25 protein-coding genes are annotated in these 23,880 nt (G+C 63.8%); 3 read left to right on the top strand and 22 right to left on the bottom strand.

The features are described from left to right. Positions 1–389 precede the first annotated feature (389 nt). Complete coding sequence (tsaD, locus tag NZN28_RS09035; RefSeq protein ID WP_295397430.1) at positions 390–1,370, top strand: tRNA (adenosine(37)-N6)-threonylcarbamoyltransferase complex transferase subunit TsaD; 981 nt, start codon at positions 390–392, stop codon at positions 1,368–1,370. Positions 1,371–1,373: 3 nt separating this feature from the next. Here the strand turns inward: tsaD and NZN28_RS09030 are convergent, their stop codons facing one another. The 3 genes from NZN28_RS09030 to rplJ all read right to left on the bottom strand — a co-directional run bounded on the left by NZN28_RS09030 (position 1,374) and on the right by rplJ (position 3,414). Beyond that, the gene (locus NZN28_RS09030; protein ID WP_295397429.1) at positions 1,374–2,060 is read right to left on the bottom strand and encodes a hypothetical protein; all 687 of its coding nucleotides are present in this window, start codon (positions 2,058–2,060) and stop codon (positions 1,374–1,376) included. A 430-nt stretch (positions 2,061–2,490) separates the two neighbouring features. Next, entirely contained in the window at positions 2,491–2,871 is a 381-nt protein-coding gene (rplL, locus tag NZN28_RS09025) for a 50S ribosomal protein L7/L12 (protein ID WP_295397427.1), read from the bottom strand. Between the two features lie 18 nt (positions 2,872–2,889). Next, positions 2,890–3,414 (bottom strand): 50S ribosomal protein L10, encoded by a 525-nt coding sequence (rplJ, locus tag NZN28_RS09020; RefSeq protein WP_295397425.1) that lies wholly within the window; start codon positions 3,412–3,414, stop codon positions 2,890–2,892. Positions 3,415–3,729: 315 nt separating this feature from the next. On the opposite strand from rplJ, the gene NZN28_RS09015 reads away from it, so the two are divergent. Then, entirely contained in the window at positions 3,730–4,449 is a 720-nt protein-coding gene (locus NZN28_RS09015; RefSeq protein WP_295397423.1) for a DUF58 domain-containing protein, read from the top strand. Between the two features lie 255 nt (positions 4,450–4,704). On the opposite strand, the gene NZN28_RS09010 is transcribed toward NZN28_RS09015, so the two are convergent. After that, a complete protein-coding gene (locus tag NZN28_RS09010; RefSeq protein WP_295397422.1) occupies positions 4,705–5,139 on the bottom strand; it encodes a DUF4864 domain-containing protein in 435 nt (144 codons plus the stop codon). Between the two features lie 81 nt (positions 5,140–5,220). Further along, entirely contained in the window at positions 5,221–6,390 is a 1,170-nt protein-coding gene (locus NZN28_RS09005) for a M20 family metallopeptidase (RefSeq protein ID WP_295397420.1), read from the bottom strand. 632 nt (positions 6,391–7,022) lie between these two features. On the opposite strand from NZN28_RS09005, the gene NZN28_RS09000 reads away from it, so the two are divergent. Beyond that, positions 7,023–8,708, top strand: a complete 1,686-nt coding sequence (locus NZN28_RS09000; RefSeq protein ID WP_295397418.1) for a long-chain fatty acid--CoA ligase — start codon at positions 7,023–7,025, stop codon at positions 8,706–8,708. A gap of 260 nt (positions 8,709–8,968) precedes the next feature. Here the strand turns inward: NZN28_RS09000 and NZN28_RS08995 are convergent, their stop codons facing one another. The 17 genes from NZN28_RS08995 to NZN28_RS08915 form a co-directional block, all read right to left on the bottom strand. Next, the gene (locus NZN28_RS08995) at positions 8,969–10,126 is read right to left on the bottom strand and encodes a cysteine desulfurase family protein (RefSeq protein ID WP_295397432.1); all 1,158 of its coding nucleotides are present in this window, start codon (positions 10,124–10,126) and stop codon (positions 8,969–8,971) included. A 108-nt stretch (positions 10,127–10,234) separates the two neighbouring features. Beyond that, complete coding sequence (locus NZN28_RS08990) at positions 10,235–10,699, bottom strand: Rrf2 family transcriptional regulator (protein WP_295397416.1); 465 nt, start codon at positions 10,697–10,699, stop codon at positions 10,235–10,237. A 62-nt stretch (positions 10,700–10,761) separates the two neighbouring features. Beyond that, complete coding sequence (locus tag NZN28_RS08985; RefSeq protein ID WP_295397414.1) at positions 10,762–11,553, bottom strand: metal ABC transporter permease; 792 nt, start codon at positions 11,551–11,553, stop codon at positions 10,762–10,764. Beyond that, entirely contained in the window at positions 11,550–12,323 is a 774-nt protein-coding gene (locus tag NZN28_RS08980) for an ABC transporter ATP-binding protein (protein ID WP_295397412.1), read from the bottom strand. The genes NZN28_RS08985 and NZN28_RS08980 overlap by 4 nt, the downstream gene beginning before the upstream one ends. Before the next feature lie 231 nt (positions 12,324–12,554). Continuing rightward, positions 12,555–13,961: a pitrilysin family protein gene (locus tag NZN28_RS08975; RefSeq protein WP_295397411.1), complete on the bottom strand. Its 1,407-nt coding sequence runs from the start codon at positions 13,959–13,961 to the stop codon at positions 12,555–12,557. Then, on the bottom strand, positions 13,958–15,439 hold the full coding sequence (locus NZN28_RS08970; protein ID WP_295397410.1) for an insulinase family protein: 1,482 nt from the start codon (positions 15,437–15,439) through the stop codon (positions 13,958–13,960). The genes NZN28_RS08975 and NZN28_RS08970 overlap by 4 nt, the downstream gene beginning before the upstream one ends. 477 nt (positions 15,440–15,916) lie before the next feature. Next, on the bottom strand, positions 15,917–16,339 hold the full coding sequence (locus NZN28_RS08965) for a hypothetical protein (RefSeq protein WP_295397408.1): 423 nt from the start codon (positions 16,337–16,339) through the stop codon (positions 15,917–15,919). Positions 16,340–16,353: 14 nt separating this feature from the next. After that, entirely contained in the window at positions 16,354–17,385 is a 1,032-nt protein-coding gene (locus NZN28_RS08960) for a cytochrome c peroxidase (RefSeq protein WP_295397406.1), read from the bottom strand. A gap of 48 nt (positions 17,386–17,433) precedes the next feature. Then, a complete protein-coding gene (locus tag NZN28_RS08955; protein WP_295397404.1) occupies positions 17,434–18,174 on the bottom strand; it encodes an MbnP family protein in 741 nt (246 codons plus the stop codon). Positions 18,175–18,233: 59 nt separating this feature from the next. Then, complete coding sequence (locus NZN28_RS08950; RefSeq protein ID WP_295397402.1) at positions 18,234–19,421, bottom strand: CopD family protein; 1,188 nt, start codon at positions 19,419–19,421, stop codon at positions 18,234–18,236. 53 nt (positions 19,422–19,474) lie between these two features. Then, a complete protein-coding gene (locus NZN28_RS08945; protein ID WP_295397400.1) occupies positions 19,475–19,912 on the bottom strand; it encodes a copper resistance CopC family protein in 438 nt (145 codons plus the stop codon). 83 nt (positions 19,913–19,995) lie between these two features. Beyond that, a complete protein-coding gene (locus NZN28_RS08940) occupies positions 19,996–20,340 on the bottom strand; it encodes a DUF2946 family protein (protein WP_295397398.1) in 345 nt (114 codons plus the stop codon). Positions 20,341–20,402: 62 nt separating this feature from the next. Further along, entirely contained in the window at positions 20,403–21,101 is a 699-nt protein-coding gene (locus NZN28_RS08935) for a gamma carbonic anhydrase family protein (protein ID WP_295397396.1), read from the bottom strand. A gap of 8 nt (positions 21,102–21,109) precedes the next feature. Continuing rightward, entirely contained in the window at positions 21,110–21,517 is a 408-nt protein-coding gene (locus NZN28_RS08930; RefSeq protein WP_295397394.1) for an NUDIX hydrolase, read from the bottom strand. Further along, a complete protein-coding gene (locus NZN28_RS08925) occupies positions 21,514–22,383 on the bottom strand; it encodes a DUF1028 domain-containing protein (protein WP_295397392.1) in 870 nt (289 codons plus the stop codon). The genes NZN28_RS08930 and NZN28_RS08925 overlap by 4 nt, the downstream gene beginning before the upstream one ends. Positions 22,384–22,434: 51 nt before the next feature. Continuing rightward, complete coding sequence (gene aat / locus NZN28_RS08920) at positions 22,435–23,043, bottom strand: leucyl/phenylalanyl-tRNA--protein transferase (RefSeq protein WP_295397390.1); 609 nt, start codon at positions 23,041–23,043, stop codon at positions 22,435–22,437. A 137-nt stretch (positions 23,044–23,180) separates the two neighbouring features. Beyond that, a partial coding sequence (locus tag NZN28_RS08915; RefSeq protein WP_295397388.1) for an ATP-binding protein occupies positions 23,181–23,880 on the bottom strand: 700 nt, incomplete at its 5' end.

Genomic DNA, 23,880 nt, shown 5'->3' with positions numbered 1-23,880 from the left:
CCTCACCCCGGTGAGGCAGGTCTGCTAGTCCCTTCTCGTTTTCGTNGGCGGCCAAGTCTGTGAAGGGCGCGATAAACAGTCGTAAAGATACCCAGACGCGCCCACAGACTCCAAAGCGTGATAGCCCTCGAGCCCCTCCCGACCGTGTAAGAGGGTATCGGACAAGACCCCCAAGCAGCTGGTTGCATGAAGGGCCAGGCCAGCCGCCCCACCCGGCCTCTCCTACGAGGTCGGGGAGGAACCGAGCGAGTCCAGGCTGGGTTTATTCGCTCAGCGTGCGGGCGGGGTTGAACGGGCTTTCAGGCGGCACAGCACCAAAAGCACTTCGATGGGCAAGAAACATACCCTTCTGGCTTGACCAGCCAGGTTCGACCACAGAAAATCGGGGTGTGTGGATTCTGGGCATCGACACCTCCTGCGACGATACCGGGGTGGGCCTGGTGCGGGATGGAACGGTGGTGGTCAACCTGGTGGCCTCGCAGACCCTGTTACACCAGCGCTATGGGGGGGTGGTGCCCGAGCTGGCCTCCCGTGAGCATACCCAGGTGATTGATGGGCTGGTGCAGCAAGCGCTGGAGGAAGGGGGCATTGAGGCCCCTGCCCTCGATCTGATTGCAGCCACAAGGGGGCCAGGCCTGATTGGGGCCTTGCTGGTGGGCTATACCTACGGCAAAGGGCTGGCTTTTGCCCTGGGCAAGCCTTTTGTGGCAGTGCATCACCTCGAGGGCCACATTTACGCTGCGCTGGCCGAGCAACCCGAGGTCACCCCTCCCTTTCTGGCCCTGATTGCCTCGGGCGGCCACACCCATCTGTTCGAGGTTCGAAGCTGGGGGAATTACCAGCTGCTCGGGGCCACCCTGGACGATGCCGCAGGCGAGGCTTTCGATAAATCGGCCCGCCTGCTGGGTTTGGGCTATCCAGGGGGGCCTCAAATCGAACAACTGGCCCGGCAGGGGGATGCCCGCAACGTGCCCCTGGGGGTTCCACTCCAGGGTCAGGAGGGCTTTGCCTTCAGTTTCTCGGGCCTGAAAACGGCGGTTGCGAGGGCCATCGAAAAAGGCTACGCGCCCGCCGACATTGCTGCCAGGTTTCAGCAGGTTGCAGTGGAACACATCAGCCAGGTGGTCACCCGTGCGGCCCAGCGCACCGGCCTGACCACCGTGCTGGTGACCGGGGGGGTGGCGCAGAATGCCGCCCTTCAGGCCCACCTACGGGCCTCGGGTTTGAGGCTCCTCTTCCCTCCCAGGGGCCTGGCCACCGATAACGGGGCCATGATTGCCCTGGCCGCCTGGCGCACCCAGGCCCAGCATCCCCAAAACCAACTCGAGCTGCCGGCGGCGGCCTACCTGCCCCTGAACCGCACCGCCTGAGCGTTACTTACGCAGGGCGACCAGCTCGGTCACGTTTTCGCCGTCGCGGGTTCTCTGGATGCTCTTGACCAGTCCTACGTTTTCGGCGTACCAGCTGGTGCCCTGGCTTTCGAAGTTGAAGGGGATTTGGATGGGGCCGGCGCTGGCCCGTATTCGGGTCGTAAAGGTAGTATGGAGTTTGTAAGCCGTAAAACGGCCCGCAGGGGTGGTCACGGTCTCCTGGGCCACGACCCGGTAGGTGGTCTCGAGGGTTCCGCTGATGTTGAATCGGAGCGGCCCTTGTTGCCCGGTGCCCCGCACCTCCATCACCAGCTTCCAGCTATTGCCTACCGCCCAGGTATCGTAGTCGGGAATGGCTACGCCGGTTATTTTGACCACGTCCAGGTCGTAGCTGACCGGCTGCCCTCCGGCCTCGAGTCGGTTGCTCCCGCTGCCACCAAAATCTACCGGAAAAATGCCCTCGAGGGTGCAGCGATACTTCATTTCCTCCCGGCTGCTGGCCGTCTGACGCACCTGGGTAAAGCCCCCATCGGTGATGTTGGTCTTTCGGATGGAGTAGGTGCTGGAACGCTCACCAACAACCCGGTACTGCCACTCCCAGCCGGGTCTGGCCGGTGAAAAGGGCTGGTCGCACAGTTGCGCCAGGGCCGGGCCCCACAGCACCCAATGAACCAGAAGAATTCGAAGCATACGTAAAGTGTACAAAAATCCGGTCAGCAAAACGTTGGGCCCGGCAGTCCAGATGCCAGTACCACACAGTCGTAAAGCGCCCACCAATTCCAAAGATAGCCCTCGAGCCCCTCCGAACCGTATGGGAGGGTATCGGACAAGACCCCCAAAAAGTGGTTGCGCAAAGGGCCAGGCCAACCACCCACCGGGCCTCCCCAACGCGGTTGGGGAGGTACAGAACGAGTCCAGGCGAGGATTGACCGGATTCGCTCATCGCGCGGAAGTGGTTGTGCGGGCTTTTAGAGCGCTCTTCACCTATTTAGAGCCATTCGACTATAAGAAAGCTTTGTCTTGGACAGAACAGTGGCCACCTATCCAGGCGGGCACGACTGTGAAGGGCGCGATAAGAAAATCCCCCAGGCTCTAGCCCGGGGGTTCGTGGGGCGAGGTCTTACTTCAGCTCGACCTTGGCGCCGGCATCCTCGAGCTGCTTCTTGATCTTCTCAGCTTCCTCTTTGGAAACGCCTTCCTTGACGTTGCCGCCCTGCTCGGCCAGGTCTTTGGCTTCCTTCAGGCCCAGGCCGGTGATGGCGCGGAGTTCCTTGATGACGTTGAGCTTCTGGGCGCCCGCATCCTTGAGCACCACGTCAAACTCGGTCTTTTCTTCCGCCGCAGGCGCAGCAGCGCCGGCAGCCGCACCCGGCATGGCCACCGCCACCGGAGCCGCAGCGGTCACACCCCACTCTTCCTTCAGTTCGTCAATGAGTTGCTTGAGTTCCAGGACGGTTGCGCCAGAAAGTTGAGCTTTGATTGCAGCGATATCGAGAGCCATTTTTTCCTCCTATGGGGCCTAAGCGGCCTCCAGCTTTTGAACCCGGGCATCCAGGATGCCCACCAATTCCTGCGCCTTTGCCCCCAGCACCCCCACCAGGTTGGACATGGGAGCGGACAGCACGCCCACCAGCTCGGCTTGCAGTTCCTTCTGACTGGGCAGATCGGCCAGGGCCTCTACCTGCGAGCCCGTGAGGGCTTGTCCCGAGAGCACCCCCGACTTGAAGGCGGGAATGCCTTTATCGTTCGTCTTGGCGAACTCCTTGAGGGCCTTGGCGGCGCCGGCAGGGTCGTTGAAAATGACCACCGCCGAGGGACCGCTCAAGCCTTCGATGGCCGGCAGGCCCAGGTCGCTCATGGCTTTGCGGATAAGGGTATTTTTGGCGACGATAATGGTGCCGCCCTTTTCCCGCACCGCCTTGCGGAGCTTCCCGGTCTGGCCCGCCTCGAGCCCCTGGTAGTTCACCACGAAGAACGAGCCTTCCGCGCCCCTGAGGGTAGCGGTGAGCGCCTCGAGGTTTTCGATGTTGCGCTTGCTAGGCAAAGTTCCTCCTGGTTGGGGGTTGGGGTGAGGCCCGACAACGCTTGCCTGGCAGTCTCCACAACCAGACCCCCGCTTGCATTTGGGACTAGGGACTTCCCAACCGATTCACGCGAAAAACGCTTCCCTACGAGCGCCTCGGCGACATTTTTAAGGCTTGTGGCCCGTCGCTGTCTTTGGCTGCCCTTGGGTCTAACCTGACCCACAAAGGACACCAAGGGTGAAGTATACAAAACCCCAGGGAACTTGGCAAGGCGCACCAGGCCACCGCCAGACGGCCATCCATGGCCTACACTGTTGCTGAAGGCAGGACGTGCCGTGACCCGCTACCGCATCCGCACCCGCCCCACCCAGCCCTTCGCGGGCGAGCGCACCCAGGCCATACCCGGGCGGGGGCTGGAGTTCTACGAGCTGCGCGGCTACGCTCAGGGCGATGAGCCCCGCTTTATAGACTGGCGGGCGTACGCACGCACGGGCCGACTCTACACCCGCATCTTTCAGACCGAAGCCCCGGCCCGCTTCACCTTTTTTCTGGACGGTTCGCCCAGCATGAAGCTGTTGGGGAAAGAGGCTTACGCCGAGCGGGTGCTGCGCGTGCTGGCGGAGTGTGCCAGGTTCGAAGGGGCTTTTGTGTGGGGAGGAGGCCGCTACCGGGGGCAGCCTCAGAAGGTAGCCGAGGGGCCATCGGTGCTGATGAACCTTCCCCGACCCAAAGGCGTCAGCGTACTTGTGACCGATGGTCTGGACGAGCTGGACTGGTCGCGCCTGTTGCAAAAATTGCGGCGCGTGGTGCTGGTTCAGGTCATGGCCGCCGAAGAACTCGCACCTGGCTTTGCTGAAGCCCTGTTGCACGATGTTGAGGTCGGGAGCCGGCTGGAGGTAGGGGAAGCGGAAATAAGGGGCTACCAGGAAACCCTGGCGAAGCATCTGCTGCGCCTGAAAACCACCGCCCGCAGGCTGGGCAGCTATGCCCTGTTGCGGGTAGGCGAGCCGATTGTGCCGGCGTTGCTCCGGCAGGGGGTTCTGGAGGAGCGGTGAACGGGCGGCTTCGACGGAGCCTCGAGCCAGAGCAACTCAGAATAGACCCACCGCAGGCCCGTCTGTGAAGCTGGGGGCATGAAAACCGGTCTGCTGAGCCGCACCAGTGGGTTCCAGATCGCACGCTTCCCAGCCGTGGCTGCCCGCGAATGCATCTAAAGCCAGACGCAGTTTTTCGAGTTTTCTGGCGGCCACTGTTCTGTTCAGGCAAGTGCTTTCTTGCACTCGAACTGCTCAAAGCATGGTAAGAGCGCTCTAGATGGTCTGATCGTCGGTGATGAGTTCGAGCTGCACCCCTCCAATCTTCCAGCTCCCGTCCGCCTGGCACTCCATCAGGTAGTACGCAACCGCCTTCTTACCGTCCAGACCGACCAGGTTCACCACCTGGCGCACCTGTTGCAAGGCCCCAACCGAGCGACTGGCCGGCCCAAACTCGACCTTGAGGGGTCGGTAAATCTGGGCGTAGCCTGTCCTGACCATCTCGATAAAGCGTTCGGGCGTCTGGAAAACCTGGCGAATGCCCGGCGAGGCAAAGGAAAAAGCCCGCACGGCATCATCTTTTTTGAAAGCTTCCATCTGCGCCAGGATCACGGCCTGAATAGCTGAGCGCTCTTGCGGGGGCACATCCTGCAAGCGCTGGGCCTGTCCACCTGACAATACCAGCAGCACCAGGACAAATAAACCCTTCATGCCCCAGTGTGTACCCATCGGGCGGTGGTCATGTGTAGTATTTCCTACCAAGAGTTGGGCGAAGGGCGAGCGCAGCAGACTCTAGCGCAAAAAGTCGAGCACAGCTCGTGTCATCAACTCGGTGCCTAAGGGCAAGGAGCGCTCATCGTCAATCCAGAAGGCAGGGTGGTGGTGCGGGCGATTTTTGCGGGGGTCGGGGTCGCCGGCGCCCAGCCAGAAGTAAACCCCCGGACGGCGATTCAGAAACTCCGACATATCATCGCCCCCCATCACCGGAGGCACCTCGAGCACCGCCTCCTCCCCCACCACCTGCCGGGCCACCTGCCGGAAGCGTTCGACCATCTGGGGGTCGTTGACCACGGCGGGTGAGCCGGGCAGCCAGGTGACCTCGGCGCTGCCCCCCATGGCCTGGGCTATGCCCTTTGAGAGTTCGCCAATCCGCCGAATCAACTTCTCCCGCAAACCCGCATCAAAGGTGCGTAGGGTGCCCTTGAGTTCGGCGGTTTCGGGGATGATGTTGTGCGCACCCTCGCCCGCCGAAACGGTAGCGATGGTGATGACCGCGGTCGCCACCGGGTCGGTCTCGCGGCTGACCAGGCTTTGCAGGGCCACCACAATCTGTGAAGCCATCAGGACGGTATCCACCCCCTCGTGGGGCATGGCCGCATGGGCGCCCCGGCCCCGCAGGTGGATGGTAAAGGCGTCGGCTGCAGCCATCGAGGGGCCGGGCCGAACCCCCACCTTTCCCGCTGGCATCAGGCTGTACAGATGCAGCCCCACCACGCAATCCACCCCCTCCAGCACCCCCGCTTCCACCATGGGACGAGCCCCGGAGACAATTTCTTCGGCTGGCTGAAAGGCAAAGCGCACCTCACCCTCGAGCCGATCCCGGTACCGCGCCAGCACCGCAGCCACATGGGCCGCAATGGCGGCGTGGCCGTCGTGGCCGCAGGCGTGCATGACACCGGGGGTCTGGGAGCTGTAGGGTACGCCGGACTCTTCCTGGATGGGCAGGGCGTCGATATCGGCCCGCACCAGCACGGTTTTGCCGGGCCTGGCCCCCTTCAGTCGAGCCACCACGCCGGTCTGGGCCACACCCCGGGTGACCTCGAGGCCCAACCCTTCCAAAAACTCGGCCAGTCTGGCGCTGGTGCGAACCTCCTGGAAACCCAGTTCGGGGTGGCGGTGAAAGTCGCGGCGCATCTCGAGAAGGCTTGGGGTCAGCTCGGCAATGGTCTCTTGAAGGTTCATAGACCCTAATCAAACACCTGTGGCAGCCAACCGTCAACCATGCGGCAGGTTTACATCTGCCCCGCCACCAGCCTGAGATTTCTTGCCAACCTGGGCCTTCCCATCAAGACCTGGGCCTGAGGGTCTGATTGGATGCGTCCTGAACTCTCAGCGAGATTGAATCTTCAAGCAAACCGAGTAATGCCAACTTTGCTCGAACCCTTTGCATACCATTGAAGCGGTGCGTCGAAGCAGGGATTCGCGCTTAGGGAGCAGTTGTTGGAGACCCTCCCCCACTCCCATCCTATGTTTCCCTGAATATCGCTTGTACACCTAAAGTGGCATCCGACCGTTTTCACCGGAATTCTCGGCAAACTCTGAGAACGTTGAAGCAGAAAGCAGGGGATTCGGGCACAGGGGTTGGAGACCGACCACCTGCTTCCGACCGCCCACCTTACGCATCCGTCAAAGGGGCTCGAGTTCGGCGGAAACAAGACCGGTTTATGGTTACACGGGAAAGGCCCTCGCCTGATAGACTTTTTGCGCTGATCTTCTTCAAATTCCCATACCAAGTCACATAGCATCTTGAACTCGGTACATGATTTGCTAGACTTGGAGCAAACTTTGCATGACTGCCTGCGAAGGAGCTATCCATGACCCGACCCTGGCTCAACCATTACGACAAAGGTGTCCCGGCGGATGTTGAGGTGCCCGAGGTGCCCCTCTGGAAACTGCTGGCCAACACTGCCCAGAAATACCCCGACCACGTGGCCCTCGAGTTCATGGGAAGCGTGATGGGCTACCGCGCCCTGTGGGAGTCGGTGCTCAAGTTTGCGGGCGCCCTTCAGGCCCAGGGGGTGCAGCCGGGCGACCGGGTGGCCATCATGCTGCCCAACTGCCCCCAGTTTGTGATTGCCTTTTACGGAACCCTGGCGGCAGGCGGGGTGTGCGTGAACGTGAACCCCCTCTACACCCCCCGCGAACTCCGGCATCAGCTTTCCGATGCTGGGGCCGAGACGCTGGTCATCCTGGATTTGCTCTGGCCTCGCTACGCCGAAATCGAGCAGGAAGTGCCGGTCAAGCGGGTCTTCACCACCGGTATTCAGGACTACCTGCCCTTTCCCAAAAACCTGCTCTTCCCCATCAAAGCCCGCCGAGAAAAGCGCTGGGTGAACCTGCCCCAGCACCCCAAACGGCTGGACTTCAAAAAGACCCTCAAAGCGGCCAGCCCCATCGCCACACCCTACCCCGCCAAGCCCGAGGAGGTTGCGCTCTTGCAGTACACCGGCGGAACCACCGGCGTCGCCAAGGGGGCCATGCTCACGCACCGAAACCTGGTCGCCAACACCTACCAGAGCCTGGCCTGGGGGGGCGACGAGGTCAAAAGCATGGAAGGCAAAGGGGTGATGCTGGGGGCCATTCCCTTTTTTCACGTGTACGGCATGACGGTGGCCATGAACTATGGCATCGCGGCGGGTTACAAGATTGTGCTGCTGCCCCGCCCCGAGGTTAAGCCCTGCATCGAGGCCATCGAGAAGCACGGCGTGACCCACTTTCCAGGGGTGCCCACCCTCTACATCGGCTTCATCAACTTCCCCGGCATCGAGAAGCGCAGGATTGGAACGGTCAAGGTGTGTATCTCCGGGGCGGCGGCCCTGCCTACGGAGGTTGCCAAGAAATTCGAGCAGCTCACCGGTGGCAAGCTGGTCGAGGGCTACGGTTTGACCGAGGCTGCGCCCTGTACCCACTGCAACCCCCTGACCGGAACACGCAAAATTGGCAGCATTGGGCTGCCCATGCCCGGCATTGATGCCAAGGTGCTGGACGAAAACCTGCACGAAGTGCCGATTGGGGAAGTGGGCGAGCTGGCCATCCGCGGTGCCAACGTGATGCTGGGCTACTGGCAGCGCCCCGAGGAGACCAACCGGGCCATCAAGATTGACTGGTTGCTGACCGGCGACATGGCCCGCATGGACGAGGACGGCTATTTTTACATTGTGGACCGCAAGAAGGACATGATTATCGCCGGGGGCTACAACATTTATCCAAGGGAAGTGGAGGAAGTCCTGTTCGCCCATCCCGGTGTGGCGGAGGCTGCGGTGGTAGGCCTGCCCGACGAGTACCGGGGTGAGACGGTGGCAGCCTATGTGGTGCCCAAACCCGGTGTGTCGCTGACCAAAGAAGAGCTGGATAAGCACTGCCGCGAGAATCTGGCCGCGTACAAGGTGCCGCGCATCTACGAGTTCCGCACCGAGCTGCCCAAGAGCGCGGTGGGCAAGGTGCTGCGGCGGGAGCTGCGTGAGGCGGCCCTCAAGGAGCGGCAAAAGGTCGGCAGCTAGGCGGCTCGGTGCGATGCTGCACAATAGCCCGTAGAACCCCACCCGCACGGTGAGCGAATCCGAGCTGGGGCTCGCATTCCCGACCTCGCAGGGGAAGCCAGGTGGGGCCGCTGACCTGGCCTTTGACCCAACCAGTATTTTGGGGGTCTTGCCCTAGACCCTCCTACGCGGTCTAGAGGGGCTCGAGGGCTATCTTTGGAATCTGTAGGCGTGTATGAGTATCTTCACGACTGTGCGCCTGCAACACTGTCGCAGGTTCTCTACGCCCCAGCCGACGCAGCGGAGTGAGGGGAAGCGGAGGAGAGCCTCGAGCGCCCCACCGCTTCCGCGAAAAGGGCGGCAGCTTGGTCCACTTCGTCTTCGGTGGTGAAGCGCCCTAAACTAAAGCGCACCGAGGCCCTGGCCTCGGCCCGGCTGCGCCCCAAGGCCAGCAAAACGTGGGAGGGCTCGAGGCTCCCGCTCGCACAGGCCGAGCCCGAGGAGACCGCCAACCCCAGCAGGTCGAGGTTGAGCAGGAGCGCCTCGCCGTCGGCTTCCAGAACCGTGACGTTGACGTGCTTGGGGCTCCGCAGGGTGGGGTGTCCGTTGAGCTCGACCCCCGGAAGGGCCAGCAGCCCCGCCTCCAGGCGCGCCCGCAGGCCCAGCAGTTTTTGCGATTCTTGGGCCAGAACGGCCACGGCTTTCTCGGCGGCCAGGCCCATGCCGTACACCGCCGGCAGGTTCTCGGTGCCCCCCCGGTAGCCCTGCTCCTGCTTGCCGGGCATCAGCGGGAAGAGCTCGAGGCCCTTCCGCACATAAAGCGCCCCCGCCCCTTTGGGGCCGTAAAACTTGTGGGCGGCCAGAGAGATGAGGTCGGCCCCCAGGTCTTCGACCCGGCAGGGCACCGTGCCCAAGCCCTGTACCGCGTCGGTGTGGAAGAGCACCCCCCGCGCACGGCAGACCTCGGCCACCTCCCGGACGGGATACACATTGCCAATCTCGTTGTTGACGGTCATCAGCGAGACCAGCAGGGTATCGGGACGCAGGGCCTCGGCGACTTGCTCGGGGTGAATCATGCCCCTGGAATCGGGCTTCAGCAGAGTAACCTGGAAGCCCAGGCGCTCGAGGTTCTTGAGCGCGGTCAGGACGGCGGAGTGCTCGAGTTCGCTGCTCACCAGGTGGCCCCGTCCCCGCGCCAGCGCCACGCCGTAAATGGCCAGCGCATCGGACTCGGTGCCCCCACTGGTCAGCACCAGCTCGCGGGGCTTGCAGCCCAGGGCTTTGGCCAGGCGCTCCCGGCCCTCTTCCAGCAGTTGCCGCGCCTGCCGGCCCACCCCATGCACCGAGCTGGGGTTGCCGTAGACCGATAAAACCCCCTCCACCGCGGCTTTCACCTCGGGGTCGAGCGGGGTGGTGGCGGCGTAGTCGAGGTAAATCATGGAGTTCGGTAGCACTAGAGCCTGCGGGCAAATGACCCTTCAGCCGCCCAGATGCGCCGCAAAACGGAAATCCCTAGCAACGACAGATATCCAGAGACATCGGCAGCGCTAGCCGCCATACGCCACCGGCGGGGCGGGCTCGAGCCGCACCAGCTTGCGGGCCTCTATTTGCTTGCGCTCCTCAATTAAATCCTTGAGGGTGGTTTGCTTCAGCACCCCCCGCATGGCGTCGTCCACCCTTTTCCAGAGGGCCTCGGTAGAACAGCTCCCGGTCTGCCAGCAAGACTGGGGATCCTCCAGGCAGGTGACCGGCGCCAGGCTGCCCTCCAGCGCCTCCACCACCTCCAGTGCAGTGATGCGTTCCACCGGACGGCCCAGTTTGTACCCGCCCTTGGCCCCCCGCACGCTGCGGATGAAGCCCGAGCGCCGCAGCTGGGCCGCGATTTGCTCCAGGTAGTGCTGGCTAATGCCCTGCACATCGGCCACATCCTTGAGCGGAACCGCCTCCGGCTGGCGCAGGCCAATCTCCACCAGGGCCCTGAGGCCGTACTGGGCTTTGGTTGAAACCCACATACCCAGAGTATAAACTCCTAAATCCCGTAAGAAAAAGTGGTATTTACACCTTTAGGGTGGGCCTACCGGCGCAAGACCAGGGCCAGCGCAAAGAAGAGCGCCTGTACCAGTACGATTGTGCTCCCAGCCGGCACATCCAGCACATAGGAAGCCGTCAGCCCCGGAACGACCGAGAAAATACCAATCCCAACCGACATCACCGTCATGGCTGAAAAAGTCCGGCTGAGCAAGCGGGCCGTAGCGGCGGGAATCACGATAAAAGCTGCTATCAGGACAATGCCCACCACCTTGACCGAGACCACCACCACCAGGGCCATCAAGGCGGCCAGCAAATAGTCGTAGAAGAGCACGGGTTGTCGGTCGGCCAGGGCCAGCTCGCGGTCGAAGGTGGCATAGGCCCAGTGGCTCCAGAGGGGCGCCAGAAGAGCAACGCCCAGGGCAATAAGGCCCATCACCCACAAATCGGTCTGGGTCACGGTCAGGATGGAGCCAAACAGGTAGGCCACCGCATCGGGGGCGAAACCCTGGCGCAGCGACATGAAGAGCACCCCCAAAGCCACCGAGACCGCAAAAAAGATGCCGATGGCGGTGTCGTCGCCCAGGTGGCTGCGTTCGCGCACCCAGGTGATGGCCAGCGCCACCCCCACCGCAAAGGGAATGGCCACCCAGAGCGGCTCTTCATGCAAAAGCAGCCCCAGGGCCACCCCCGCAAAGGCCGCGTGGGCCAGCCCGTCGCCCAGGAACGAGAGGCGGCGCTGCACCACCATCACCCCCAGGTAGCTGGCCAGCCCCCCCACCAGCAAGCCCGCCAGCAAGGCCCGCTGCATGAAGGGGAGTTGCAGGGCCTCCATCATGCACTGCCCCCCAGCACCAGGTGGTGCCCATGGCCCACGTGCCCAAAGGCCTGGCTCAGGCACTCGTGGCACAGCACCTCGTTGGGAGGGCCATAGCCCACCACCCGCCGGTTCAACACCAGCACCGCCGAGGCGTGGTGCTGGGCGGCTTCCCAGTCGTGGGTAATCATCAGGATGGTGGCCCCCCGCTCGGCCTGGTAGGCCTCGAGGTGCCGGTACAGGTCGGCCTCCCCCACCACATCCACGCCCGTAGCGGGCTCGTCCAGCAAAAGCAGCCGGGGCTCCCGAATCAGGCTGCGGGCCAGGTAAACCCGCTGGAGCTCCCCACCCGAGAGCCGGCCCAACCGGCGGTTGGCCAGGGCCAGCGCCCCCACCCTATCCAGCATTTCTTCGGCCTTTTTTCGCTCCGGAGCCGTAATCAGAAAGGGCCAGCGGCGCCGCAACCCCGAGACCACCACCTCCAGCGCCAGCGCGGGGAAGCTCCGGTCAAAACCCTTGACCTGCGGCACATACCCCAGCCAGCCGGGGGGCACCTGCCGAGGCGGCAGGCCCATCACCCGCACCGTACCCGAAACCTGGGTCGGCCCATCGCGCAACGAACCCCGCTCCAGGCCCAGCAAAGCCTTCAGGAGGGTGCTTTTGCCGGCCCCGTTGGGCCCCACGATGGCCACAAAGGCCCCCTCCGGCACGCTCAGGTTAACCTCGCGCAGGGCCTGAAACTCACCGTAACGCACCGAATACTGTTGCAGCTCCACCGCCACAGCGGCCATACTTTGTGATAATACGCTATCAATAGTTGATTGGACAGAGGGTATGCCCTGCCGGGCAACCCCGGAGCGCTGGTGCCGGTGGCCTATCCTGGTGTTGGCCTCCATTGCGCCCCACGCCGCAAAGGCGGAAGTATCCGGAAGAGCCAGACCTCCGGATTTTCCTGGAGGGCTGCTTTGAGGCTCTCGGCGTCTGGCCCCCTTCCGGCCCCAGGACTCCACGCAGCGTTCAGCTCACTCGAGCGGCACCTCAATCACGTTGCCCAGGCTCGAGAGCGGTTTGTCGAACTGGCGCCGGTCGCCCACCACCACGATTACAAACTGCTCCGGGCGCACGAACTGCTGCATCACCCGCTGCAAATCGGCGGGGGTGGCGGCCTGAATCTGGCGCACGTACTGCTCGTAGTAGTCGGGCGGCAGGCCCAGCATCTGGGTGCGGGCGATGCGCTCGGCCACAGCCTGCCGGGAGGTGAAGCGGAACACCTCGGCGTTCAGGATGTTGTTGCGGAAAAGCTCCAGCTCCTCCTGCGAGACCGGGCGCTCGCGCAGGTCGCGGAACTGGGCCAGCATCAGCTCAATCACCTCGGCGGTTTTCTCGACCCGCGAGATGGAGGCCCCGTAGAAAAAGCCCGGCCAGCCGAAGCCCTGCGACTGCGCGCCCCCGGTCGCATAGGCCAGGCCCCGCTTGGTTCGCACCTCCACAAACAACCGGCTGTTGAAGCCGTCGCCCAGCACCCGGCTCAGCAGGTCTAGCTCGCTGTAGCCCGGTGCGTAGGCGGTCACGGTGGGGTTGCCCATGTAGATGACGCTCTGGTTGGTTTCCTTCTGCACGAAGTAGATGCCGGGCTTGGGGCTGGGGGGGGCAAAACTGGGCAGGCTGACCTCGCCCCGCGCCCAGCCGCCCAGCACGCGCTCGAGGCGGGCCAGCATCTCCTGGGTGCTAAAGTCGCCGGTAATCGCCAGCACCGCCACGTTGGGCTTGAAGAAGCGCTGGTGGAAGGCCTGCAGGTCGGCCTGGGTGATGGACTGAATGGAGGCCGCGCTGCTCACGTTGCCGGCGGGGTGGCCTTCGTTGATGCGCCGCACAAACTCGCGCACGGCAATCTGGGTGGGCTGGTCGTTGCGGCGGCGGATGGCCTCCAGCGCCCGGCCCTTTTCCAGGTCGAGCCGCTCCTGGGCAAAGCGGGGGCGAATGAGCACGTCGGCCCAGATTTCCAGCACCTGGTCCAGGTTTTCGGTCAGGGTGTTGAAGGCCACCGAGGTAAAGAGGTTATCGGTGCTGACGCTCACCGAAGCGGCCAGGGTCTCCAGGATTTCGTCAATCTGGTCGGGGGTGCGGTTGCCCGCCCCACCGGTGCGCATCACGCTGGCAAAAATGCCGCTCAGGCCCACCTTGTCGGCGGGCTCGTAGATGGCCCCGGCCCGCAGGTAGATGCGCCCGGTCACAAAGGGCAGGCTGCGGTCTTCAATCAGCAGCACCGTCACGCCGTTGGAAAGCTGGGCCCGGGTGGGCTGGATGGCGGCGGGCTGCAAACGCTGGAACTGGAGCTTGAAGGGGTCGGGCCAGTCGGCGGGCACGCCCCCCTGGCCCAGGGCCAGCGAGGCCAGCAGGGCGAGCGCAATCATCCACAAGGCTCTCATCGGCTACCTCCTCGAGTCACCAGGGTCGCCACGGTGCGGTTTTGGGGGGTGAAGTATTTGCGGGCGGCTTGCTGAATCTCCTCGGCGGTGATGGTGTTGTAGATGGCTTCTTCCTCGAAGATGCGCTGATAGCCGCCGAAGAAGAGCTCATAGAAGGCCAGGGTCTGGGCCAGGCCGGGCCCGCCCTGAAGCACCCGCAGGTAGGCCGCACGGGTCTGGTTGCGCACCTTTTGCAGCTCCTGGGCGCTCACAGGCTCGTTCTTGAGGCGCTCCAGTTCCTCGTAGATGAGGCGCTCTAGGTCTGCAGTGGTGCGGGGAGCCCTGGGCTGGGCCGAGATGGTGAACAGGTTGGGAAAGCGGAAGCCCGGCGAGGCCGAGCTAGCGCTCACATTCAAGGCGGCCTGCTCCTGAATGACCAGGCGGCGGAACAGCCGGCTGGTGCGCCCTTCGGTCAGGATGGAGTCAATCATGTCCATCACGTAGGCCTCGCGGCTCGGGTAGGTGGGCTTGTGAAAGCCAATCAGCAGGCTGGGCTGGGCGTTGTACTCGAGGGTCGTGCGACGTTCGGCGGTCTGGGGCGGCTCGGCGGGTATGTTCAAGTTGGGACGGGCCGGCCCTCTGGGAATCACGCCCATGTAGCGCCGCACCAGCTGGATGTCGCGCTCCGGTTCGACATCGCCGACCAGCACCAGCACCGCCCGGTTGGGGTGGTAGTGGGTTCTCCAGAACTCCAGGGCCCGGTCAACCCGGTAGCCCTGAATTTCCTCGCGGCTGCCAATCAGGGGCCGCCCGTAGGGATGCACCTGGAATGCGGTGCGTAAAAAAACCTCGCTCAAAGCCCCGTTGGGGTCGTTCTCGCTGCGCTGGCGGCGCTCCTCCAGCACCACATCGGCCTCTTCGTAGAAGCTGCGGAAGACCGCATTCAGCATCACGTCGGCGTAAACCCGCAGGTAGAGCTCGAGCCGGTTGGAGGGCAGCGAGACCCGGTAGTCGGTGCGGTCGTAGCCGGTGGAGGCGTTCAGGCCCTGTTCGCCGTTGTTGGTAAAAAGCTGGTCAATGGCGTTGGGCAGGGCCAGTTTCTTGGCCTCCTCGCGGGCCTGGTTGAAAGCCGCGGTCAGGCGCTGAATTTCCTCTTGTGAAGCGCGGTTGGCAAGGGCCCGGTCGAGCTCGGCCCGGGCTTTGTCAATGGCCTCGAGGGCGGCTTTTTCCCTGGGCCAGTCCAGGCTCCCGATGGTGGGGGTGCCCTTGAAGGCCATATGCTCGACCATGTGGGCGATTCCTCCCAGCCCTGGGGCTTCATCCACGCCCCCCACATCAAACATCAGGTTGAAGTGAATCACCGGAGCGGTTTTGTCGGGCACCATCAGCACCCTGAGGCCGTTGTCCAGGGTGTACTTGCGAATCTGCTCGCGGAGCTGCTGGGCCAGCGCCCCCGGTAACAGAAGCAGCAAAACCAACCACAAAACCTTCAGTCTCACCTGAACCTCCTGTCCCCTTTATCGCACGACTCCATTACGCCCCAAATAGCCAGGCCAGACTGAAGGAAAATCCACAGTCTGAATCGTGGTGCCTCGAGGTAATAGGCACAGAGGGGTTCGGGCAGCTGGCTATCGCGCCCTTCACAGACGTGACCGCCTATCCAGGAGGCCACTGTTCTCTCCGGGACATAGCTTTCTTATAGTCGAATGGCTCTGAATATGTGAAGAACGCTCTAAGCAAAGCTGGTTCAAGCTGCACCACCCGTCAGACCTCCAGGCCCATCATCAAGCGGCCAGCCAATGCCCAGGTGAACGCCGGACATCTTGCTGTAGCCAACATAGCGTAGAGGCCCTTACCCAACAATGGTTTGGGGCGCCGGCTGCACCCTCACGCGGGTCTGCCGCCTGCGACTTGCGACCTGAGACCAGTGACCGGATGTCAGGAACACCAAAACAGTGCATTGGCACCCCCACACCTTACCGGGGCAATACCTGAATGATGGCTTGCATGATGAAAGGCGGTACTTGCTTGCCGGGCATGGGCCGGCCCAGCATTATCAAGAAGTAAGGGCCGGGTTTGGGGAACCTCACCACGCCCTCCATCCGCCCACTGCGGGGGTTGAGCTGCATACGCACCTGGGCATCGGGCTGGGCGGTCGCGCTCACCCGGCCCTGGTAAAAGAGCAGCGTGCAGAAGCAGTCCTGGGGGTTGATGGGCAGGCCGCCAACCCGGATGTACTCAATCCAGGCCACCGTAGCCCGGCCTGCAACAGGGGTCGCATCGTTGGGTTCAAAGTCTATCTCCCCCTGCACATAGCCGCCATTGCCCTCGAAAGGGTGGGCCAGGGCCAGGCTCATCCAGGCCACCGCAGTCCAACACCAGAAAATCCATCGCTTCATCGGCAGGGGGTCTCCTATCGTGGGGGCAAAAAGGCTGGGTTGGTCGTGAAGCTTTCGTCGGTGAGGGATTGCAAAAAGGCAACCAGGTCGTCCACTTCCGCATCGGTCAGGCCCAGGGGCCGGATGAGGGCGTCGGCATTGAGGTTGGGCTGCCCGCCCTGGTTGTAGTGCTGCACGGCCTCGCGCAGGGTTTGGATGGAGCCATCGTGCATGTAGGGGGCGGTGAGGGCCACGTTGCGCAGGGTGGGGGTTTTGAACTTGCCCACGTCTTCGTCTTTGCCGGTCGCGCGGGCCAGCCCGATGTCCTTGTACACGGTGTAGAGCGCAGTGTTGCGGGGCTCGTCGTCGGTGAAGTCGGGGCCGACGTGGCAGTGGAAGCAGTCACCCTTCTCGCTGAAGAAAAGCTCCATGCCCCGCAGGGCGGCCTCGGACATGGCCTTGTCGTCGCCAGCCTGGTAGCGGTCGAAGGGGCTGTTGTAGGAGAGCAGAGTGCGCTCGAAGGCGGCAATGGCATAGGTTACCGAGCGGAGCGACGGGGCCTCGCCAAAAACCTCCTGGAAGGCTTTTGCATACTCTGGAATGGCTTTGAGCCGCTCGGATAGCTCGTCGGGCTCCATGCCCATCTCGTCGTGGGCCGTGAGGGGGCCCACTGCCTGAAGCTCGAGCCGGGGCGAGCGTCCCTCCCAGAAGAGGTGCCGCCGGAAGGCCACATTGGTCAGGGAGGGCGCATTGCGCTGGCCCTTGCGGCCATAGATGCCGGTGCTAACTGGCTTTCCGCCATCGCTAAAAGCAAACCGGGGCTGGTGGCAGCTCGCACAGGCCACCTTGCCATCCCTGGAAAGCCGGGGGTCGAAAAAGAGCTGCCGCCCCAGCGCCACCTTGGCGGGGGTCTGGGGGTTGTCGTCGGGCACCGGCACCGTTCGCTGGGCAAAAAGAATGCGGGGGCTGGCCTGATGGGCAGCGGGCGGAGGTTCGGGAGGGGCCGTTACTGGCTTGGGACGGGGCCAGAAAAACAAGGCCAGGAGTCCTGCCCCAAGAAGGAGCAAGCCCGCCCATCTCCATCGCCCGCGTTGCACCTTGATTCCCCCTGCCGATTATTGCGCCAGCGAAAAAGCCGACTGCATGTGGTAGTACACCACCGACATCAGCAGGCTGGTCTCGGGGCTAAGGCCGTGCAACTGGCGCATGGGCCGCTGCCGCCAGTCCACAAAAGCCCCGCCCGGCCCCGGCTGGAAGGCCTTGGACACATCGAGGTTGAGGGTGATGACGCCGCCGGAGGGTGGGATGTTGATCTGCACCCGCCGGGTCTGGAGGTCTTGCAGGCGCACCGGAATGCGGAAGGCATCGGTGCCCATGTGGATGACCCACTTCTGGTTGCCCTCCGGCAAAAGCGCCAGGCCCTCGAGGCGATAGAAGATGTAGCCGGGGTTCCAGGCCCAGTACATGCCGGAGTTCACCCCCAGCGGCATCTGCTGGGTGCCCGCGTCGAGGTGGTTGAGTTCGCGCGGCACACCCACGTTGAAGCGTAGGCCCCGGTACTGCCCCGCCGGGACGTCCATCTTCATCACGCTCACCCCCTGGGTGGGGCCGCCCGGCCTGAAATCGGCCAGCACCAGGCCCTTGGCTGGCACCTCGCTGCCGTCCGGGCGCACCAAAGCCACCTCCGAGAGGTAGAACTTGAGCATTTCAATCTGGTAGCGCTGGCCCTGGGGGGTCTGGTAGGTCTGGCCGAAGCGGAGCGGTTGTTCGCCAATCCGCAGGTTAATTTTGAGTTCCACCGGCGCCGCCAGCGCGCCTGCCAGGAACAGTGGTACCAGGGAAAGCCAACCTTTCATACGCACGACTCCTCTCTCGAGGTTAGCAAAACTGACTCTAGTTTCGTGTGAATCGCACCTCAACGTCGCACATCCAGGGTGAACCGGAGGGTTTTTTCCGGCAGTTCCACCTCCACCGCCCAAACGCCCTGGTTTTCGGCGACCAGGGCCACATGATACTGCGACTTGTAGAAAGGCCGGGCCGCTTCTTCGCGAATCTCGGTGCCGCGCCCAGCCCGTACAGTCAGGGTAGGGCCCCCCTCGAGCAGATTGCCCTCGGCATCGCGCAGGTCGAGATACAGGTGAATGAGGCCCGCCTGGCTGAACAACTGGCCTACATAACGCTGGTTCCCCACGGTTTCGGAGATGTTCACCAAGCGGGGTGCAGTCTGATTCGGCGGTGGAGGGGGTTCGGTGGTGGCCAGGAGACCGCTCACCGCCAGCACCCCCACCAGCAGGGCGGCCTCGAGGCTGACCGTGCCCAACCCTCTGACCTGCTTGGCCTGTAAACGCGGCAGCAGCCAGAGGCGGTTCAGGGCAGCCACCCCCACCACCAGGGCCACCAGTCCCAGCTTGAGCAATAGACTCTGGCCGTAGGGCGTGCTCCACAGGTTCGACAGCGCACCCAGCCGCTCCCAGGACAGGTACACGCCAAGCAGGGTCAGCCCAACCACCGAGACCAGGCCCAGCGGCGACAGGCGGCGGATGGCCCGCAGCACCGCCTCGAGGCGCGTGCCCGGCCAGACCACCGCCAGGGCCAGCACACAGCCCGCCCAGACCGCCCCCAAACCCAGGTGCAGCAGGTCGGCCCAGGGTTGCAGACCCCCTTCGGCCCCGGCGTGGGAGGTGAAGGTTAGGGTGAGCAAAAGGCCCAGCGCCAGGGGCGGATACACCCACCGATCCAGCCAGAACCAGCCCAGCGAAAGCCCCAGCAAGGCCGTTAGCAAGCCAAGGCGCACCAGCAAGAGGTTGCCCTGGCGGGTCTCGAGCAGGTAGCTGCCCATAAGCGAGGTATCGCCCAGCATCCAGGTCACGTGGTACACCCCGTACAGCGTAGCCCCCAGGGCCAGCAGGAAGCCCCCCGACAGCAAGTACCAAAGCCGCCAGCGCTGGGCCCTGGCGGCCTCGGGCCCCACATAGCGGGCGAACACCCCCGAGCCCAGCAACAGGAAAACCCCAATGTAAAGGGCGGCCCGCAGAACGGACTGGGTCTGGTCGTGTTCGTGGGGCATGGCTGCGGTTGGGCCTAACGTCAGGCTAAAGGGCACGGGCTCATTGCAAACCGGCATACAACCCGACCGGAGGTTGCTTCCCCCAAAGCTCAGGGCTTGTAGACGAATACGAAGAAATCGGTCTCGGTGTGGCCGTCTACCCCCAGGTTCTTCCACATCACCACATAGGCCCCCGGCTGAAGCCCCGGCTTGAGGGACAGGGTGACGGTTTTACTGGTACGAGCGGTAGTGGTCACACCCGCATCTACACGGCGAGACGCATCGCCCCGCAGCGAGAGCACCTGCCGCACCAGGGGCTGCGCCAGCCAGCGGAGCCGGGTGGAACTGCCCCAGGCCTCGGGCGGCGCCTGGAGCGGATAGACCTTGAAGGTGGAGAGCCGCACCTCCACGGCCTCACTGAAGTGGATGACCACCGTTTTGGGGGCGGCCTTGAGGGTCGCGCCCGAGGCCGGGGTGGAGCTTCGGTATTCGGCGTGGGCCAGGGCCATGCCGAGCAGCACCAGACCGGCAAAAAACACTTTTTTCACTGCGTCTCCTGAAGGGAAATCTAAGCGTTGGGCACAGCCAGACGCCTAGCAAGAAAGGCTCGAGACCGATATAGGTTGCTTGGCTAGCTTTGCGGGGGCCCTCGAGCCGCCACTCCCTTCAGGAACTCATCCCTGGCCAAGCACTCCCCTAGCCACAGTCGGAGGGCAAAGGTCAAAGCAAACCCTGGGGCTGGCTCAGGGGCCAGATGGGGTAAGAGCATCTGCAAAAAGCACAGGGGGCAGTGCCCCTGGTGATGGGTCTTGCCGGTATCGCCATGCGCCGGTGGGTGGTGCTCTACCTGAACCGGCTCTGCGGGGAACATCACCAGCCCACGCAGGCCAAACAGCAGCGAAGTCAACAAGACCACCCCCACCAACCCCATCACCAGGCTGTGGGAGACGGTTCCAGACCCAGCGCCGCGCACCATCACCCAAGCACACTGTACTCCAACGCGGTGACCGAAGCGGACGTTTCTAAAGAACAGGGCGGTCAGATTGGCCGAATCAGACCCTCGCGCACCAGCTCGTGCAGCACCTCGGGCCTGGCATCGCCAGCCCGCCCTTCCACAATGGCCTTCAGGGCCAGGAGCGCCTCCGGCTCGCCCCGCTTGAGCTGCAGGTGCAAATCGCTAAACGGGTTCAGGGCATCCTGCCCGCGCAGGGTGACCTGGTAGCGTCCGATGGGGGCAATGGGGGCCAGGTGGGCCAGGTAATGGCGGGAGAGTTCCACGTAGCGTTCGGCATTCTGGGTGGGTTCGACCGGGCCCCGCACCTTGGCCGGGATGCCGATGGCCAGCATACCCGCCGGAATTTCCATGCCCGGCGGTACCACCGCGCCGGCCCCCACCATGGCCCCTTTGCCCACCCGGGCCTGGTTCAGCACCACCGCACCAATGCCGATCAGCGCACCATCGTCCACGAATGCCCCATGCACCACCGCGCGGTGCCCCACGGTCACGTTTTTTCCCAGAATGCAGGGGTCGCCGGGGTCGGCGTGCAGAATCGCGCCGTCCTGCACGTTGCTCCCTGGGCCAATCACCACTTTCTCGGTGTCCGAGCGCACCACCGCGCCGAACCAGACCGAGGCGTTTTCGCCAATCTCGGCCTGTCCGACAATCAGCGCACTCGGCGCAATGAAGGCGGTGGGGTGAATTTGGGGTACATGTTCGTCGAGCCGATAAACCGCCATACGCGCCCTCAGTCTATGCCGAAACGGGGTGCTTGAATATGCCTCGAGGCTTCTTCCAGCAATCGCACATCCTCTGGAAAAGCCAGCAGCCGCCGGGCCTCATCCAGCTCAAAAAAGCCAGCCCCATTGAGCCCTTTTTCCAGGCGAATGGGGCCCTGTCCTTCCATCATGAACCAGTGGATTTCGCGGGCGATGCCTTTGTTGTTGTGGTAGCGGGTCACCGAGAGCGCCCGGCGGAGCCTGCCCTTGATGCCGGTTTCCTCTTCGACCTCGCGCAGTGCTGCTTGCTCGAGGCTTTCCCCTTCATCCAGATGCCCTTTGGGAAAACACCAGTAACCCTGCCGGTCGCGGATCAGCAAAACCTTTCCCTCGGGGTTGAAAAGCACCCCCCCTGCCCCTTTTACCGGCGTCTTCATGCGAACTTCTCCTTCAGGTAGCGCAGCGCGACCTCATCCAGGGCCGGGCCTCCCTGGTAGCGTTCTTCCAGGTTTTCCATGCCGATGAGCGTGGCAAAGGCTCGCTCGGTGGCCTCGTCCCACACACCGCTGATGGCCCCGCTGTAATGGCCCTGTTGCTTGAGGAGGGTCTGAATCCAGAGGATTTCGTCGGGGTTCAGGGGGCGGGCCGGTTCGCCCGCGCCAAAGAGCAGCCGATGGATGCCCAGGAGGCGCTTCAGCTCCACCACCGGGTCGGGGTGGTCGTCCACCCGCAGGTCAATCCAGCGCTCCATCCCGCCGTAGCCCTTGCCCTCGCCCACCACCAACAGCGCCGCCGACTGTCGCCCGCGTCGATCGCCCCCGGCCCGGTCGGCCTGCAACAAAGCCTCCAGGAGCCGCTCGGGGAAAGCCAGGTCGGTTCGGCTCAGGAAAGTGCGCTCGAGCGCCTCCACCACCTCGGGGCCCGCCAGCAGGTTGCCCTGGGCGGCATAGCCCGGCCCCCACCGCCCACCCGCCCAGCCGTGGCATTCGGGCCCGGTGTAGCTCAGGCTCTCGCCACTGGCCAGCACGTAGCCAAACTGCCGCTTGGCCAGGTCGGGGTCGGTACGGGCAAACACCGCCAGAATATCTTCGGGGCCGGCCCCCGCTTCCATCAGGGCCAGCCCGGTGGGGCCAAAGCGGGGGTTGACATAGGACTGCGTGGCCACCGCACCCACCCCGGCTTTGGCCCAGGGCACCACAAAACCCACGGCCAGGAACTTGCTGGCAACGGCAATGCCCAGGTCGCCGGTCTTTGGGTCGCGGGCCACCAGCGAAAAGGTGTGGACGGGAAGGCTTACATTCATGGCTCTTATCCTACGTCCTAACCAGTGCAGCAGGGCTTTAGCCGGGCCCCATCAGTCCACAAACCGGACGGGCTTGGCGACGGCCTGGAGCAGTTTTTGCTGGAACTCGAGCGGGTCAACTTCCACCGCGCCAAAGCGGGCCAGGTGAGGGTTTTGCACCTGCACGTCAAATAGTTCAAAGCCTCGAGCCCGCAGGTGCTCCACCAGCCGCACCAGTGCCACCTTGGAGGCGTCGGGTACGCGGTAAAACATGCTGTCGCCGATAAAGGCCGCCCCCAGCGCCACCCCCAGAATGCCACCGGCCAGCGAGTTTCCCTGCCAGGTCTCGAAGCTATGGGCAAAGCCGTACCAATATAGGCTCAGGTAAAGCTGGGCCACTTCGGGGGTCAGCCAGGTCTCGCTTCGGTACGACCAGCCTCGGGTGGCACACCCCTCGAGCACCCCCATAAAATCGGTGTTGATGCGCACCTCGAAGCGACCCGCGTTGAGCACCCGGCGCAGGCTGCGCGGAATGTGAAAACGCTCGTCCAGGGGCATCACAGCCCGGAAGGGGGTGCCGTAGGCCCGCTGGTCGAACCAGCCGATACCCCCCTCCAACCCCAGGGGAAAATAACCCTGGGCGTACATCTCAAGAACCGCCTTTAAGTTTTTCTGATCCACTGTGGAAGGTCAGGGCCAGGGCTGGGGTCTTCGGCTCGCAGGGCCCGCTTAGGCCCCGTGACGCTGCGATTATACGCACCCCATCTCGGGCAAGCCGTGCCAGGACACTCAATCTTTCAAGGGCCTTCGGCCTCCACCTAGTCTAGCAGCTTGGCGATTTTGGAAGGCGGAAATTCCTCTTTGACCTCGTCTTTTTTCATGGCCCAGGCCGGCAGCGGAAAAGTAAGGGCCAGCGGCACCGGCACCTCGGGCTGGTGCACGATCATGGTGCCCTGCGGCAAGATGACCGCCCGCTGGCGGAAGGAAGCCGGCAGGTAGCGGTACTCCGGGCGTTCGGCCTCGGCGGCATCGAGCCGACCCACCACCCGGATGGCGGCATTGCCCACAATGCGGCTCTCCACCTCGGAGGCGGTCTGCTGGGCCCCTATCAGGATCACCCCCAGGCTGCGCCCACGCTCGGCAATGTCGAGCAGGATGTCCTTGATGGGGCTTTCGCCGTCGCGGGGGGCGTATTTGTTGAGCTCGTCCAGAACCACAAACACCCGGCCCGCATAGTCGCCCCGTTCTTTGCGGCCAAACACCTCGCGCAGAATCGAACCCACCACAAACATCTGCCCCTGGGCCGATAGCTGGTGAATGTCCACCACGCTGACCTGGGCCGGGCTGCCCAGGGGGTTGGGGCGGTTGCCGGGTTTATCGCCCCGAATCAGGTGCTCCACGTTGCCAATGGCGGCCCGCAGGCGGCGTACGAAGGCCTCGAGGGTGCCCCTGGCCTGCCGCGCCGTCCAGCGGGGGTCGCCCTTGGGCTTTTCGTCCTCTTCGGCGGACTCCGGGCCC

The organism is Meiothermus sp. (genome assembly GCF_025056915.1).
Taxonomy (GTDB): domain Bacteria; phylum Deinococcota; class Deinococci; order Deinococcales; family Thermaceae; genus Meiothermus.
The sequence above is the reverse complement of the archived record's forward strand: the minus strand, read 5'-3'. Positions and strand labels throughout refer to the sequence as shown.

Bases quoted from the DNA above. Each gene is read 5' to 3' on its own strand.
- NZN28_RS08975 (WP_295397411.1), bottom strand. From the start codon at position 13,961: ATGAGAGCCTTGTGGATGATTGCGCTCGCCCTGCTGGCCTCGCTGGCC.
- NZN28_RS09000 (WP_295397418.1), top strand. From the start codon at position 7,023: ATGACCCGACCCTGGCTCAACCATTACGACAAAGGTGTCCCGGCGGAT.
- NZN28_RS08995 (WP_295397432.1), bottom strand. From the start codon at position 10,126: ATGATTTACCTCGACTACGCCGCCACCACCCCGCTCGACCCCGAGGTG.
- NZN28_RS09010 (WP_295397422.1), bottom strand. From the start codon at position 5,139: ATGAAGGGTTTATTTGTCCTGGTGCTGCTGGTATTGTCAGGTGGACAG.
- NZN28_RS09030 (WP_295397429.1), bottom strand. From the start codon at position 2,060: ATGCTTCGAATTCTTCTGGTTCATTGGGTGCTGTGGGGCCCGGCCCTG.
- NZN28_RS09005 (WP_295397420.1), bottom strand. From the start codon at position 6,390: ATGAACCTTCAAGAGACCATTGCCGAGCTGACCCCAAGCCTTCTCGAG.
- NZN28_RS08985 (WP_295397414.1), bottom strand. From the start codon at position 11,553: ATGATGGAGGCCCTGCAACTCCCCTTCATGCAGCGGGCCTTGCTGGCG.
- NZN28_RS08980 (WP_295397412.1), bottom strand. From the start codon at position 12,323: ATGGCCGCTGTGGCGGTGGAGCTGCAACAGTATTCGGTGCGTTACGGT.
- NZN28_RS08925 (WP_295397392.1), bottom strand. From the start codon at position 22,383: ATGAATGTAAGCCTTCCCGTCCACACCTTTTCGCTGGTGGCCCGCGAC.
- NZN28_RS08940 (WP_295397398.1), bottom strand. From the start codon at position 20,340: ATGGTGCGCGGCGCTGGGTCTGGAACCGTCTCCCACAGCCTGGTGATG.
- rplL (WP_295397427.1), bottom strand. From the start codon at position 2,871: ATGGCTCTCGATATCGCTGCAATCAAAGCTCAACTTTCTGGCGCAACC.
- NZN28_RS08990 (WP_295397416.1), bottom strand. From the start codon at position 10,699: ATGTGGGTTTCAACCAAAGCCCAGTACGGCCTCAGGGCCCTGGTGGAG.
- NZN28_RS08965 (WP_295397408.1), bottom strand. From the start codon at position 16,339: ATGAAGCGATGGATTTTCTGGTGTTGGACTGCGGTGGCCTGGATGAGC.
- NZN28_RS08930 (WP_295397394.1), bottom strand. From the start codon at position 21,517: ATGAAGACGCCGGTAAAAGGGGCAGGGGGGGTGCTTTTCAACCCCGAG.
- NZN28_RS08935 (WP_295397396.1), bottom strand. From the start codon at position 21,101: ATGGCGGTTTATCGGCTCGACGAACATGTACCCCAAATTCACCCCACC.
- NZN28_RS08955 (WP_295397404.1), bottom strand. From the start codon at position 18,174: ATGAAAGGTTGGCTTTCCCTGGTACCACTGTTCCTGGCAGGCGCGCTG.